This is a genomic window from Lysinibacillus sp. UBA5994, from assembly GCF_002429725.1.
In the GTDB taxonomy this organism is placed as follows: Bacteria; Bacillota; Bacilli; order Bacillales_A; family Planococcaceae; genus Lysinibacillus; species Lysinibacillus capsici.
In genome coordinates this window covers 23,186-37,557 of the sequence record NZ_DJAU01000012.1, presented here as the reverse complement: position 1 = coordinate 37,557, position 14,372 = coordinate 23,186, and the positions used below count along the sequence as shown (strand labels likewise).

Genomic DNA, 14,372 nt, shown 5'->3' with positions numbered 1-14,372 from the left:
CTACCCTTCCTTTTTGGCTACTAAACGAGGTAAATCTCGGATAACCTCCAGCATAAACCAGGCAGGCAATGCTTCACCCTTTTGCTCTGATACAACCATCTGTGCAATTTCTAAGCTGATGGATGATAAGTCCTTGATCAAATCTTTGGCACGAAAGGCTAATTGCCGTTGATTGCCCTTCAATGTCGTATGCTCGTTCGGAAGCTCCTTCAGTAACTGAGCACGGAAGGATTGTGCCATGAAATAAAGCAAATCTCTTTCATCAGGTTGATCGGGCCAACGTAATTCTCCTTGAATAATTTTAGCGAGATCATATTTACTTTGCACTTGCTTGATAAAGGCTTTAAATTGACTGGCAGTATGCGCGGACAGACAACTACTTGCTAATAGATCAATTGTTTGTTCTTGTAAGCTATTGCCATATGCATACAAACAATCACTTAACATATGCCATGAACGAGGCGTGGAGAAGGGTTCTTCTGTTTTCGGAGGTTCGCTCCATAAATGATCGGGACGCATTTGAATATACTCAATCACATATGGATGTATTTCATGTGTATAGGCCCATTCAAGCCAATCTTTATGCGATGCCCTCAGCTGAACATGGACCATCCGATTGATTAATGCGGAGGACATCGGCTTAACAATCGCGTTATCCTGAGCCCGATTGCCTGCACCAATAACAATCGTACCCTCTGGCAATGTAAACTCTCCAATCCTGCGTTCATGAATAAGACTATAAAACGCTTTTTGTACTTCCTGTGAGCAAGCATTTAATTCATCTAAAAAAAGGCAATAAGGTTCATCGCGTGCAATCATTTTGGGTGGACAAAAAACACTGTAGCCATCCTTAATCTGCGGAACACCAATAATATCCTCAGGTGCTAGCTGACTGCCCAATAACGATACACAATGTAGCCCTAATTCACTAGCAAAGTTTTCAACAATCGCTGATTTCCCAATGCCAGGTGCTCCCCAAATAAAAACTGGTCTTATTGTCGCTACATTCAGTAGAAAATCATATAGTTGTTTTTGTGTCACATTAAAAATCGTATTCAATCAAAACGCCCTTTCAACTCATTGTTTTAAAGGTTAATAATACCATTTTCTATGAAATTAATCTTGTCTCTACCATTCTATGAAATTGACTGCCAATTACTAGCTGTGAGAAAATAATAAAAATTGTAGTAGAGAGGTCGTGACCTATGCATAATGGCTTTCAGTTTTTGGCGATTTCACAACTAGCAAAAAGGTTTCCAGCAGACTCTTGGTGGGCAAAGTTTTACAAGGATTTTAGTGAGGATGATCTAGTAGCGTACTATGAGGGGGATTTAACACTTCCCTCTCTTGATTTGGACTGGGATATGCCATTCCCACAACAGGACAAGACCATTCTCATTTTCATCAATGGTCATCTAACCGTAGACACCCTCTATAATTTAGAGACAGATGGGGCAATTGGGCTGATAGTGATGGGCAATGTACTTTCTAAAAATATAGCTGTAGGTGGTCAGGAAATCTATGTGCACGGGCATCTGACAGTCGAGAATATATTATGTGGCTCCTACAATCATGGCGAAACGATCGTTAATGGCAATCTTCAGGCAGCAATTTTGGTTCAAGATGATGAGTATCGCATCAACGTAAAGGGTCAGAAGTCGATTCCTTGTATCGTAAATATATGGCACGGAGATGGCGTTTTTCAGGAGCTCCCTATCCGTATTGAAGATGTATTAGTAGACGAGATATTTTTACCTGAGGATGAGGATGACATCGGCTTTTCCTTCACTTCACTCGTGGAAATTCTAAAACAAGGGCGTTCTGCACTCACTCAATTTACAAGCGTTCCTCAAAGGACAATAGCAGCTCCTATTTATTTCACGCACCATTCGATCAATGCGGAAAACATACTGAAACTGACTTCATGTATTCTGATGACACCTGACAAACCTTCTTTCGATTTGACGGAACAGGATGTTTATTTTATGATCCAACGCGCACATACCAATGCTGATGGAGATGTACGCAATGATAGTATTTATATATTGACCTCGCAGTGTCATTATTTTATTTGGCTTAATGAGGATCAATCCGTCTCTCTCTTGACAAAAACACTAGATGAAGAAGCTGAATGGTGGGATATTACAGCATCCCCCCAGGAGGATTTAGTGGATTTACAACAGCACTGGCTGATGTTGTTAACCTGCATCAATGTAGCAGAACTTTACTTGCATAGTATCGAGGTGCGAGATGTACAACAAATTCTCCAGCATCCTACGATTCTGGATTTAGACGATGAACATGATGGATTGTGGGATGGTTCCAAATGCTATAGCTTCCGTCAAACCTATTTGGATGATGAAGGCGATAGGATACATGCTCGCATTGAAATTATGACGCCTGATGAAGCGTATTATTTTTATACGCTCGAAAATCAATCCTATGTTGCTCGCCACTATCAGCCTCCTAACGTTTTTGGTCGACAAGAGCTATCTTATTTAAACACGATTCAATGGGAAGCGTCCGAGCGATATTTTGAGAGATTCAAACAATTTATGTCTCAGAATTTTAAGATAGATTTAGGAACTAATTAAGGCAAGAAACGTTCTATGAATGATGAAGTCTATTCAACTATACATCTCTTTCACTCTCTGTAATAATGAGAGATAGCTAAACTTTTAATAGAAGGGAGGGAGATGTGGTCACGACCAACATCCAGCTACAATGAAATACGTGCTAAACTTTTTTAAAGGACTTATGATTGTCGTTGTTGTTATTTGTATTTCGTTTTATATGGTGACACAGTTATTTAATACGACTGAAAGAGAAGAGTCTGTGGTTATTGATGATCGTCCAAGTGTGGAAGAGTTTATCGGTGAGATTGCAGAGACCGCACGAGATCTTGGTGCTGACAATGACTTATATGCATCCGTGATGATTGCTCAGGCGATTCTAGAAAGTGAGCATGGGCAAAGTGGACTTGGCTCTGCCCCTAATTATAATCTTTTTGGAATGAAAGGCAGCTACCAAAATAATTCCGTCACACTCGAAACCACAGAGGATGATGGGGCAGGCAACCTTTCTACCATCATGGCTGACTTCCGCAAATACCCTTCCTATGAAGCATCCATGCAGGATTATGTAAAATTAATGCGTAATGGCGTGTCATGGAATAAAGATTTTTACGCAGGCGTTTTCAAAAGCAACACAACTACCTATACAGATGCGACCAAGTTTTTAACAGGCTCCTATGCAACTGATTCGGCTTACAATGAAAAATTAAATACATTGATCGCAAAATATGACCTTCAGCAATATGATAGCCCTGTAAAAGATAAGAAAACCATCACGGTGGCTGATGGAGATTCACTTATGAAGATTGCCGAAGCCTATAATGTGAAGGTGACATCACTTAAGCAGTGGAATCAGCTTCGAACAGAACGTCTTGAAGCAGGCCAGCAACTTAATATTTATCATTATTAACATAAAACGTCCATGACTCATCAAGGAGTATGGACGTTTTTTCTCATGAAACTTATTCGTTTGTCTAAACGTCTTAGTGTAAAAATGCGGAAAGGATAGGAACACAGTGAAGCGTACACAATTGCTCAGTCTTCTCGCCGTTAACCTTATGCTATTGCCATTGATTCAGCTTAGCTACAACCTATATTTCACAACAAAAATAGCTGAGGGTTCCTTTTATCTTATTATTTTCCCCGCTCTTATTATTTTATCGAACCTTTTACTATGTTGTAGTCGGCAAAGAGTAGCAGCCTCTATCCATTGGACCTTTGTCTATGTGGGACAAGGCACCTCTATAGCCTGTTATTTTGTGTGGCATTATGGGCAACTAGAGCCCTATCCAGATATGCCCCCAGGTGAAGCAGTGTTTGATTTATGCATGAGTACATTTTTAATTGGGCTCTGGCAGTTTATCGTGTTAGCACTGATCCATCTCAGTACGTTTATCATCCTCAAGATGGGACTGACCTTTAAAAAAGCTTAACTAGTCTTCTGTGAGTTATATAAAGTACCTACTGCTAGTATGGTCGTGGCTAAATCTTGTCGATAGAGGGGATGTTTGGCATCTAGACTATTAATGGTTACTTCATTACCACCTAACGATGAATGGACATACAAATCATCACCCATGTATAGAGCAATATGACCTGGAAAATAGATTAAATCACCCTTCTGCATTCGGGCTTGCTCTATGTTAACAATAGGGAAGCCCTCTACTATTCGGGCATCACGATAAATATAGACACCGTTTAACATATAAGCCATTGAACATAAACCAGAGCAATCAATACCTAGTGGCGATTTGCCACCCCAGCGATAAGGGACCGTTAAATAGCTGAGCGCTGTGTCCACCACATTTTCTCGGAACTGCTGCTCCGATAATGAATGTGCTGTTATTTTTGGTTGTAGCCATTTTGTTCGAACATACCCTATTTGTCCTGACACTAGCTGTACAGCTGACCATTCTTCAGGTACTGCTTCGTCTGACATAACACGAATGGAAGAGCCTCTTACAAGCGTTAGCAGCTTTGTACTTTGAATACGTGGCTGCTGCAAAACATCTGCAAAGCTTTGACAAACTACATACTGTGCATCTTGTTGCCATGTAGATGCAAGTGCTTCCTCTAGCAGTAAGTCCGCCTTCTGACAATAACCCTCGTAACGATAGGCCGTTTGAATAGAAACCCAAGCTTCATTGACATCCCTGATGATCTCTACGGTCATCCCATAAAGCACTTCATCGACTAGTTCAGAAGCTTTATCTGGCATGGCATGCAAGCTAGCAATCATGGCTGTAACGATAGCCTTCATCCTTCTCCCCCTTCCGCTTCACCAGCTGGTCATAGACAACTTTTGATAGACGACCAATGAGTTGGCGCGCCTGATCATTGTCCGTTACATTTGTTATAAAAACACCCATACTATAATCGACTGCATTCGTGTAAAATATCCCTACATCATGATCGACTGTATCCAGTCCGCCTGTTTTATGTGCCAGCCTCACATCCTCTACTAGATAGCGCTTTAGGGAGTCATGTATACGCTGACGGCTTAAAATATCAATGACTAGTTTATTGTAGGGAGGCGATAAAAGCTCTTGCTGATAGATTTGCGTATAAAGATGCGCCATATCCCTTGCTGATGTGCGATTATCTATGCCCTTTGCTAGCCGCTCCACATCCATCATTTTTCGCTGTAGCAGTGTGTCCTGTAAACCGATATGCTGAAAATAGTCATTCAAATATTCCATGCCAACTACATCGATTAAGACGTTCGTAGCTGTATTATCGCTAGTAATAATCATCCACAATAGCAGATCATAGAAAGTGCTTTGTGTAAGTCTTTGTTCACTAATCACACTAAAATCCACCCAATCAGTTGGTGAAATCGTAAGCGTAGAATTAAGTGATAATTTGTTTTTCTCTATATATGAGAGCAAGGCTAACAGAATCGGCACTTTGATTAAACTTGCACTTGAAAATGAAGTCTCTAGCTGATGACTGATGAGCAACTGATTCGTTGTTAGATTTTTAATAAACAAATGTACGTTATAGGGCGATTCTTGAATAAGTGTAGTAATTCTCTGCTCCATAGACCACCTATCCAACTACATGGATACGCTGATTGTCCGCATCCATCTTGACGCTTCTTCCTAAAGGAAGCGACATCGTTGGTAAACAATGACCACATGCCAAATCTGCAATCATAGGCTTCCCTAAAGGCACTAGAATTTCTTGAAAAATAGTTTGTAATGATAAGCTATGAGCTGGCTTTTCGGGATTTTCAGGTTCGCAATTTGTCCAAGCGCCCAATAAAATGCCTGCCACGTCATCTAGCTTTCCTGCCAGTTTTAATTGTGTCAGCATACGATCCACCCGTTGCTCCGTTTCATCGATATCTTCTAAAAACAGAATTTTACCTCGTGTATCAATTTCATAGGGTGTGCCAAGTGAAGCTGTCACTAATGTTAAATTGCCACCGATGAGTTGACCTGAAGCGCTCCCAGGAACCAGTGTAGACATGGGCTGGTGAGAGGGATTTTTTAAGTAATACGCCTTTCTTTCATTCTCCATAATCAGCTGAATGAACGACTGCCAAGTATAGTCATCCATCTCCTGTCTAATAAATTCTGTGGATGGCATCGGCGTATGATAGGTTACAAAGCCACATAGCTGATTAAAAGCTATATGTAGAGCGGTCACATCACTATAGCCTGCAAATACTTTGGGATTGGCACTTATCAAGTCAAAGTCTAATTGGGCTAAAATTTTCGTCGCACCATAGCCCCCACGTATACAAAAAATACCATCAATCATTGGATCATCAAACATACGATGAACATCTGCTACCCGTAATTCATCTGTGCCTGCTAAATAGCCATGTCTTGCGTGACAGGTCTCCCCAACGACCACATTGAGCCCTAGCTTTTCGATACTAGCAATAGCAGGTTGCAGCTTTTCGGGTGGCGTTGCTCCAGAAGCACTAATAAGACCAATTGTGTCACCCTTTTTCAATGCCTTTGGACAAATCATATCTTTTCCTCCCTTTTCAGTGAAGTACGATAATGGGCCAGTTCCTCTTCATTGGCTAAAATAAAATGACCTTCCTCTATTTCAACAAATGAGGGGGGATTTTCCTCATAGCGATGCTGTGACGGATCATACACTTCTACAACTTTCTCCCGCTCTTTATAGGGATTCGGCTCTGGTACTGCTGATAATAAAGCCCTTGTATAAGGATGCAGCGGATGAGCGAAAAGCTTTTCTGTTTCCGCTAGCTCCACAATCTTCCCCTTATAAATGACTGCCGTACGATCCGTAATAAAACGGACAATCGATAAATCATGGGCAATAAATAAATACGTTAAATGATTTCGCTGTTGAAGGCTTGCTAATAAATTTAATACTTGCGCTCGAATGGATACGTCTAAGGCGGATATTGGCTCATCTGCAATGATAAACTCTGGCTCCATCACTAACGCACGAGCAATGCCAATACGTTGGCGTTGACCTCCTGAAAACTCATGCGGAAAGCGGCTTGAGAACTCTGGAAGTAGCCCAACGTCCAATAACGCATCGCGCACCTTTTGTTGCCGCTCTGCCTCATCTTTATATTTTTTCGAAGGGTATAAGCCCTCTGAGACAATATAATCTACTTTTGCTCGTTCATTCAGAGATGCCATAGGGTCCTGGAATATCATTTGGATTTTTTGCGTAATTTCTCTATCCCAATCTTTCGGGATTTTCCCCTGAATACTTTTACCATGGTACAAAATTTGTCCCTCTGTGACCTCATTGATGCGCATAATCGCTCGACCAATCGTTGTCTTCCCTGAACCTGACTCACCTACAATGCCAAATGTTTCGCCTTTAAAAATTTGAAAGCTGACATCATCAATGGCTGTAAACTTATTTTTCCCTTTGCCAAAAACAACAGATAAATTTTTTACATCTACAAGCACCTCTTTATCAGTCATTCGCATAATGCCTCCCCTCTGCAAAAAATGCTTGTAAGGCTGCTGGAGGCTCTACCTTTGGTGCAAGTGGGTCTAATAACCATGTACGAGCATAGTGGGTATCACTGACCTGAAAAAAAGGTGGCCGCTCGATAAAGTCAATTTTCAATGCATATGGATTTCGTGGGGCAAAGGCATCTCCCTTTATTTCCTGAAAAAGATTCGGAGGTGTGCCCTTGATGGAATACAATTGTTCCCCTTTTGAGCCAAGCTGTGGTAAGGAGGAAATAAGCGCCCACGTATAAGGATGCTTACTATGAAAGAAAATTTCATGTGTTTCCCCAACCTCGATGACATCGCCCGCGTACATCACGGCAATACGGTCAGCCACTTTTGCGACTACTCCTAAATCGTGCGTAATATAGACGATTGTTAAGCCGTATTTTTGCTGAAGACTTTTTAAGAGCTGTAAAATTTGTGCCTGAATGGTTACATCCAAAGCTGTTGTGGGCTCATCACATATTAAAATATTCGGCTTACACGCAATGGCAATCGCAATAACGATACGTTGGCGCATCCCTCCTGAAAATTCATGCGGGTATTGCTTATAGCGCTTTTGCACATCGGTAATGCCGACATCTGTTAACAGTTTTAGTGTTTCTGTATAGGCTTCCTTACCTCTTAATCCTTGATGCATAACCACACATTCTTCAATTTGCTTTCCAATGGTTTTGAGCGGGTTTAACGATGTCATCGGATCCTGTGTCACCATCGCTATTTCCTTACCACGAATCCCTAGCCATTCTTGCTCTGTTGTGAATTTGCCTAAATCCTGTGCATTGTAAATAATTTGTCCCTGCTTAATACGACCATTTTTATCGAGCAAGCCCATAATGGATTTCATCAGCACGGATTTACCCGAACCTGATTCACCCACAATGGCTAAGCTCTCTCCCTTGTAAAGGTCGAGTGAAATACCGCGAATCGCTGTTAAAATTCGACCACGTAGCGTAAACTGAATCACTAAATTTTGGATGCCTAATATGCTTGATTTTTTCAATGTCACTCGCTTCCTCTCCTTATACATGGTTTTTCGGATCTGCTGCATCTGCAAAGGAATTACCAATAATATAAAATGCGATCGTAATAACGCTTAGCACAATACTCGGGAAAATAAGCTGATACCGTAGATCTGGTGACATCATAAGGACACGTCCTTCATTAATTAAATTTCCTAAGGATGGCTCACTGATCGGAAGCCCTAAGCCAATATACGTCAAAAAGACTTCGGCCCCAATTGCAAAGGGTATCGCTAAGCTCATGCGGAGCATAATGACAGAAATTAAATAAGGTAATAGATTTTTTAGGATAATACGATAATCAGGTGTGCCTAAGCACTTCGAGGCTAGATTGTATTCACGGTCACGCAAAATAACAATTTGATTGCGGATAAACCTCGCCATTTCCACCCATCCCGTAATACACATGGCAATAATAATGGTTGAAATACTTGGCCGTAAGATATAGGACATTAAAATGAGCACAATGGTTGTGGGGATATTATCGACAACATTATAAAGCTGTGTAATAGGCGCTTCTAATTTCCGTGAAAAGCCCCATAGCGTGCCAATTGTAATGCCCACCACTGCCTCCACTAAGGCGACAACACAGCCAATAAAAAGTGAGGTTCTCGTCCCCGCCCAAATACGAGACCATAAATCCTGACCGATTGAATTCGTGCCAAACCAAAATTCTGCACTAGGTGCAATATTACGTGCCTGCATCCCTGTTTGTTCATCCAAGTAAATTTCAGTTGGTGATTTTTGCGCAGGTAAATAGGGCTGTAGAATCGTAAAGCCAACAATGATGATCACCCCAACTAATAAAAAAACGGCCAGTCGATTTTTCAAAAAGGATTGCCATGTAGACCGCCAATAAGAATAATTTGAATAGCCCGTTTCCTCCGCCTGTCTTGCGTCCACTTCGGCAAATTCAAATAAGGTTTCACGTGATTTATTGGAAATATTATTGATTTCATCTGTATACATCCCCATTAACGCACACCCCCTCCCTTGCCTAATTTAATACGAGGGTCGACAAGTGCCATGGCAATATCCCCTAAAATAAGGCCAATGATACCAAGGGAAGAGAACACTAACACTAGGCCTTGAACAATCGTATTATCCTGTCGCTGAATAGCATCCACAAGTAAGCCCCCCATCCCTGGAATGGAATACAACGACTCTATATAAATCGAGCCTGTAATCGTAAACAGAATTGTTGCAGGTAAATATTGTGCCATGGGAATAAAGGCATTACGTAATACATGTTTGAACATCAGTGTCCGCTCCTTTACGCCCTTTGCCCTAGCCAGCTTAATATAGTCCTTGTTCAGTTCATCCACCATATAGCGTCGCATCCACATCGCGTAGGAGGCAGTTGGAGCCAATGCCATTGACGTAAGTGGAAGAATCCAAGTAATCGGCCTGTATTCATCAAACAGCATCGGTAATTGAAAGAGTTCTGTAATATACATTTGAATAACTAAGTAATAAACCGCTGCAGGGACTGCAACAACAAATACGATATAGCCTGTCCCAAGTCGATCCAGCCAACGTCCCTTACGATAGGCCATCATTATTCCTAGCGGCACACCAATCAGGAGTGATATAGCGACTGCTCCTAAACCAAAGAGCAGAGAATACGTGATTTTATCTGCAATAATCGTCACTACTGGGACATCGGTACGATAAGTCACTGATTTACCCAAATCCCCCTGCAGTAAATTCTTGTAAAAATTACCCAATTGGACAAGGATTGGGTCTCGCAAGCCGAGATTTGTTAAGTAAATTTCCTGCTGAGCAGGTGACATTTTATCAGCTGCCGCTCCTAAATAGCCTTCCTCTGGCATTAGCCGTAATAATGAAAAGACAATGGTGATGATAATAAAAAGGGTTAAAACGGATTGTAAGAGTCGTTTTCCTATATACTGCAACATCGCGCCATCCTCCTTTGTCAAAAAGACGAAAGGAGATGCCGACTATTCTTTTCGGTATCTCCTTTTCATCTACGAAATTCTACTACTTTTCAGCATTGGCTAGTGCTTCCGCACGTTCTTGTTCCCACTCGGCAAGTGCTTTTTTAAATTCTTCATTACTCATTGGCTTTTCTAGCACTTGCTGGCCTTTAAATTTCTCTGCCGTTACACCAAATGGCGAATATTGCGCCTCGAATGGATTTAATTTAGATGCCATATAGCCACTACCACCAACTGAATATGGAATAACAAAGGCTTCCTCAATTAAAAACGCTTCTGCCTTCGCAAATAGCTCATAGCGTTTGGCTGTGTCAATTGTTTCTTTCGCTTGATCCACAAGATTTTGATAAGTTGTTTTACCATTCGCCTCTTTATAGCCCTCTGCTAATTCTGGTTTATTATAGGTACCATCGACTGTGAAAGGATCTGTATACGTTGATGGATCTGCATAATCAGGACCCCAGTTCGCCTCTAAGAGCGCAAATTTACCAGGACGACGTACCTCTGATAAGAAGCCTGTGGATGGACCAGCCTCTACGATAATGTCGACATAATCTGTCCCTAGTAGTTTTTCCATTTGCTGCTCGACTACTTGAGAGCGATTAGCCCAATCTGGCATACCAGCGTTATAAGGCATTAAAACCTTTACAGGGAATGTGGCCTTACCTGCTAACGCTGTTTTTGCCTTTTCTTTATACTCTAGGGCCAGCTCTTTATTGAAGGAATCCTCATTGGAAATGGATGTAAGGGGTGCTAGTTGTGTATAATCCACTCCTTCCACATCAACAAAGTTTTTCGGTGTAATGGTATTGCTCAGCAAATCTGCTGGATTATAAGGCTCAACCGTTAGCATCGCGGAGACACGGTCAAGCGCATGGAATAAGGATTTGCGGAAATCTTTATTATTGACGGCGATTTTCCAGTTATCAGGTTCGTATTGTGCGTCAAATTGTGGGTTGAAGTTGAGTGCATAAAAGTAGGTATAGAAGTTATTTTGTGTTTGACGAACCTGAGATTTTTTCTTTTCATCTTTAAACCATTCATCAATGATGGAGGTCGGGATACTAGCCGAATCGATTTCGCCACGTAAAAACAGCTCAGGCGCCACAGTTGCCGCCTCTTTATTGTATTTATAGCGAATACGGTCAATCAGCACCTTGTCTTTATCCCAGTACGTTTCATTTTTCACAAGAACGCGTTCATTTTGTGGCTCAAATTTATCTAAAATATAGGCACCGTTATAGAGGAAGTTTTCACGTGTTGTGCCAAAATCCTCTCCCTTTTCCGCAATGAACTTGCCATTCACAGGGAAGAAACAAACATAATTCAACATAGAAAGAAAATAAGGTGTCGGCGCCTCTAAAGTATATTCTACTGTATGTTCATCTAGCGCCTTTATGCCTACTTCCTTGAAATCGTTCATCTCGCCATTATAGAAGGCTTCCCCATTTTTCACCACCGTCGCAATCCAAGCTGTCGACGATTCATTTTTAGCATCAAGCACATAGTGTAAGCCATCCACAAAGTCTTGTGCCACAACATCAGCATATTCCTTGCCCTCATGTGTCACCCATTTTGCGTCATCACGCAATTTGAATGTCCACACCGTAGCATCCTCATTCGCAGACCACTCTTTCGCTAATCCTGGTTGGACCACCCCATAGTTGTCATATTCAATGAGCCCATCCACCATATTCGCAGCTACCGCAAATTCATTTGTTTCTGACGTCTTTAAATAATTTAACGTTTTAATTTCCCCTGAATACACCACTCGATATTCCGATGCTTTTTCACTCGCTGACTTGTCATTACAGGCTACACAAAATAATACGACCAGACATACGAACAGCAACCAATATTTTCTCACAAGCATCCCCCTAGTCATCTTTTTATAATGAAAATCCTATTGGTAGGATGGATTGCATCTTCAATAGGATCATTCAAACATAAGCTAGGTCTGTCTAAATCGACCATCTATCGATGAAATGAACAACGGTACATACTCATTGTCACAGTTATGAGATTAAATTTTTGGTTCTATCAACTATCAAACCACTCAGACAGCGTGTCCCACTGCTTTTTGAGCGGGTCCACCACTTTTTTGATCACTTCTCACCTTTCATGAATTAGAATCCTCACTTGATATAAAAGCTCTCACTAAACCTTTCCATCATGTTAAAAATTGCAGGACACGCAGCACCTCATAAAAATCATGGGTCATGAACTCCACGGTATTATGCGGTTTGAATTTGGCATTTGGATAAAATGAATTACGATAGGCTCGTGTATGATCACGATAAATAAGCTCTACCCTAAAGTGTTCTGGCAACGTTACCTGTAATGCGGTACGAGGAACCTTCATAGAAGACTCTACCAGTCGCTTGGTTTCCATGATAGTTAGTTGTGGACTGACACTAATCGTCGCATTGCCGATTCCTTCCTTAGTAGCAAATGTGACAATGTGTTCGTTTACGGATTGAATCTCTTCTGTCAACCCCACATCCCCACTCACAAAGGACACAGGAACACCGTGTAAGGCTGCTGCATAGGTATTGATCAGAAATTCACTCGCATATTCGCCATTGATTTTGACATCCGCGTATGTGCAAAGTGTATGGGCTAGTGGGTTACGCTCACTGCCACCCTTGCTGTGATAGCCGATAAAAATAGCACGATCGAAGCTTTTATCGAGACCCGCTACCATACACATAGGGTCGTATGTCCAGCCACGGATAACTTTACAGTTGATTGGTAAATTGGAAATGTCTAGATTGCGGGCTGAATCATGTGCGTCCTTTACTAAAATTTCGGTTGCGCCCCCCGCTATCGCTCCTTCAATGGCAGCTTCTACTTCACGTGTCATTTGTCTTTGGAAAAACTGATAGTCAGGTGCGTTTAACTCGGTCTCACTCCACGAAGTTGTACCTGTAATCCCTTCAATATCTGCACTAATATAAACTTTCATAGAAATCGAAACTCCTTTACATGGTGATTTTGAATTGTTGCGTGTACTGCTCCGTAATGCGCTGCCTGTGCTTGAACACGTCTAGCCCATGCCACATTGCCATAATCATAATGCCACCATTCCTCCGCATAGTTCGTAAATCCAGCAAGTGTCATACAGTTATACAGCAAACGTCGGTACTGACAGGCAAGCGGATTTTCATGCGTATGTTGTTCAAAATAACGGGTCGCGGATTTTTCATTCATTTCATCAAACGCTGTCCCAAGATCGAGGGCTTTACCATGAACATCAGCCAGTGTTACATCGATGGCACCCCCTGTTAAATGGGGGGCTAAATGGGCTGCATCTTTACTTGGAAATGCTACATATTTTTTGGTCGCCTGCACAATCTCTTGTGATGTTAACTGCGGCAGCCTTTTTGCTAATTGCTGAGAAAAATGGCTAAACAAATGCTGCTGTACTTGAAATGGACGATAGCCATCATAAAGTAATAAGCAATACTCTTGAGGTAATAATGTTAACACCTGTTGCAAACGCTCATAGACTCCTTCTCTTACATGAATAACTCGTAAACTATTAGAAATCTGTTGCTGATAGTAGATGGGTTCCATAAATATCCTAGGATGAGCACCTGTAAGCTGGATAAGCGGCTCATTGTTTTCACAGACAACTAGTGATGGCGAGGGGCTTCCATTTAGAGAGGGTGCTATCGGTTGAAAAAGGTCCATAATAACAGAACCCTCCTTTAAATAGTTAGATAATTCAGTTTTTTAAGTTGAATGTTATCATATCTCTCTACCATTGACTAGATAAAAAAAGAATAATTACAAAATAATGGATATATTCTTACAATGATACATATTCCAGCAATTGACGGGTCGAAAAACCACTTA

General features: G+C 41.4%; 14 protein-coding genes. 3 read left to right on the top strand and 11 right to left on the bottom strand.

Features of this window, described 5'->3' with window-relative positions; all coding sequences use genetic code 11:
* Positions 1 to 1,059 carry an AAA family ATPase gene (locus B3D98_RS02590; protein WP_004229422.1) on the bottom strand — a complete coding sequence of 353 codons (1,059 nt, stop codon included), beginning with the start codon at positions 1,057 to 1,059 and terminating at the stop codon, positions 1 to 3.
* A 146-nt stretch (positions 1,060 to 1,205) separates the two neighbouring features.
* On the opposite strand from B3D98_RS02590, the gene B3D98_RS02585 reads away from it, so the two are divergent.
* The 3 genes from B3D98_RS02585 to B3D98_RS02575 all read left to right on the top strand — a co-directional run bounded on the left by B3D98_RS02585 (position 1,206) and on the right by B3D98_RS02575 (position 4,006).
* Entirely contained in the window at positions 1,206 to 2,594 is a 1,389-nt protein-coding gene (locus tag B3D98_RS02585) for a hypothetical protein (RefSeq protein ID WP_048390250.1), read from the top strand.
* Between the two features lie 163 nt (positions 2,595 to 2,757).
* Positions 2,758 to 3,483 carry a glucosaminidase domain-containing protein gene (locus B3D98_RS02580; protein ID WP_288580301.1) on the top strand — a complete coding sequence of 242 codons (726 nt, stop codon included), beginning with the start codon at positions 2,758 to 2,760 and terminating at the stop codon, positions 3,481 to 3,483.
* A 106-nt stretch (positions 3,484 to 3,589) separates the two neighbouring features.
* Positions 3,590 to 4,006 carry a hypothetical protein gene (locus tag B3D98_RS02575; protein ID WP_103117827.1) on the top strand — a complete coding sequence of 139 codons (417 nt, stop codon included), beginning with the start codon at positions 3,590 to 3,592 and terminating at the stop codon, positions 4,004 to 4,006.
* On the opposite strand, the gene B3D98_RS02570 is transcribed toward B3D98_RS02575, so the two are convergent.
* The 10 genes from B3D98_RS02570 to B3D98_RS02525 form a co-directional block, all read right to left on the bottom strand.
* Positions 4,003 to 4,833 (bottom strand): C40 family peptidase, encoded by an 831-nt coding sequence (locus B3D98_RS02570; protein WP_288580297.1) that lies wholly within the window; start codon positions 4,831 to 4,833, stop codon positions 4,003 to 4,005. The two genes, B3D98_RS02575 and B3D98_RS02570, sit on opposite strands and share 4 nt — an antisense overlap.
* Positions 4,802 to 5,614, bottom strand: a complete 813-nt coding sequence (locus B3D98_RS02565) for a serine hydrolase (RefSeq protein ID WP_269898713.1) — start codon at positions 5,612 to 5,614, stop codon at positions 4,802 to 4,804. Before B3D98_RS02565 ends, B3D98_RS02570 begins: the two co-directional genes overlap by 32 nt.
* A 7-nt stretch (positions 5,615 to 5,621) precedes the next feature.
* Complete coding sequence (locus B3D98_RS02560) at positions 5,622 to 6,554, bottom strand: S66 peptidase family protein (RefSeq protein ID WP_259948749.1); 933 nt, start codon at positions 6,552 to 6,554, stop codon at positions 5,622 to 5,624.
* The gene (locus B3D98_RS02555; protein ID WP_281216643.1) at positions 6,551 to 7,498 is read right to left on the bottom strand and encodes an ATP-binding cassette domain-containing protein; all 948 of its coding nucleotides are present in this window, start codon (positions 7,496 to 7,498) and stop codon (positions 6,551 to 6,553) included. Before B3D98_RS02555 ends, B3D98_RS02560 begins: the two co-directional genes overlap by 4 nt.
* Positions 7,491 to 8,564, bottom strand: coding sequence for an ABC transporter ATP-binding protein (locus tag B3D98_RS02550; RefSeq protein ID WP_288580282.1), 1,074 nt, complete (start codon positions 8,562 to 8,564; stop codon positions 7,491 to 7,493). The genes B3D98_RS02555 and B3D98_RS02550 overlap by 8 nt, the downstream gene beginning before the upstream one ends.
* Entirely contained in the window at positions 8,557 to 9,531 is a 975-nt protein-coding gene (locus tag B3D98_RS02545) for an ABC transporter permease (protein ID WP_048390234.1), read from the bottom strand. Before B3D98_RS02545 ends, B3D98_RS02550 begins: the two co-directional genes overlap by 8 nt.
* Positions 9,531 to 10,475, bottom strand: a complete 945-nt coding sequence (locus B3D98_RS02540) for an ABC transporter permease (RefSeq protein WP_054550857.1) — start codon at positions 10,473 to 10,475, stop codon at positions 9,531 to 9,533. The genes B3D98_RS02545 and B3D98_RS02540 overlap by 1 nt, the downstream gene beginning before the upstream one ends.
* Positions 10,476 to 10,557: 82 nt before the next feature.
* On the bottom strand, positions 10,558 to 12,387 hold the full coding sequence (locus B3D98_RS02535; protein WP_288580276.1) for a peptide ABC transporter substrate-binding protein: 1,830 nt from the start codon (positions 12,385 to 12,387) through the stop codon (positions 10,558 to 10,560).
* A 297-nt stretch (positions 12,388 to 12,684) separates the two neighbouring features.
* Positions 12,685 to 13,479, bottom strand: coding sequence for a M55 family metallopeptidase (locus tag B3D98_RS02530; RefSeq protein WP_054550855.1), 795 nt, complete (start codon positions 13,477 to 13,479; stop codon positions 12,685 to 12,687).
* A complete protein-coding gene (locus B3D98_RS02525) occupies positions 13,476 to 14,207 on the bottom strand; it encodes a M15 family metallopeptidase (protein ID WP_288580273.1) in 732 nt (243 codons plus the stop codon). Before B3D98_RS02525 ends, B3D98_RS02530 begins: the two co-directional genes overlap by 4 nt.
* Between the last annotated feature and the right edge of the window lie 165 nt (positions 14,208 to 14,372).

Bases quoted from the DNA above. Each gene is read 5' to 3' on its own strand.
- B3D98_RS02585 (WP_048390250.1), top strand. From the start codon at position 1,206: ATGCATAATGGCTTTCAGTTTTTGGCGATTTCACAACTAGCAAAAAGG.
- B3D98_RS02580 (WP_288580301.1), top strand. From the start codon at position 2,758: ATGATTGTCGTTGTTGTTATTTGTATTTCGTTTTATATGGTGACACAG.
- B3D98_RS02570 (WP_288580297.1), bottom strand. From the start codon at position 4,833: ATGAAGGCTATCGTTACAGCCATGATTGCTAGCTTGCATGCCATGCCA.
- B3D98_RS02565 (WP_269898713.1), bottom strand. From the start codon at position 5,614: ATGGAGCAGAGAATTACTACACTTATTCAAGAATCGCCCTATAACGTA.
- B3D98_RS02560 (WP_259948749.1), bottom strand. From the start codon at position 6,554: ATGATTTGTCCAAAGGCATTGAAAAAGGGTGACACAATTGGTCTTATT.
- B3D98_RS02555 (WP_281216643.1), bottom strand. From the start codon at position 7,498: ATGACTGATAAAGAGGTGCTTGTAGATGTAAAAAATTTATCTGTTGTT.
- B3D98_RS02550 (WP_288580282.1), bottom strand. From the start codon at position 8,564: ATGTATAAGGAGAGGAAGCGAGTGACATTGAAAAAATCAAGCATATTA.
- B3D98_RS02545 (WP_048390234.1), bottom strand. From the start codon at position 9,531: ATGGGGATGTATACAGATGAAATCAATAATATTTCCAATAAATCACGT.
- B3D98_RS02540 (WP_054550857.1), bottom strand. From the start codon at position 10,475: ATGTTGCAGTATATAGGAAAACGACTCTTACAATCCGTTTTAACCCTT.
- B3D98_RS02535 (WP_288580276.1), bottom strand. From the start codon at position 12,387: ATGCTTGTGAGAAAATATTGGTTGCTGTTCGTATGTCTGGTCGTATTA.
- B3D98_RS02530 (WP_054550855.1), bottom strand. From the start codon at position 13,479: ATGAAAGTTTATATTAGTGCAGATATTGAAGGGATTACAGGTACAACT.
- B3D98_RS02525 (WP_288580273.1), bottom strand. From the start codon at position 14,207: ATGGACCTTTTTCAACCGATAGCACCCTCTCTAAATGGAAGCCCCTCG.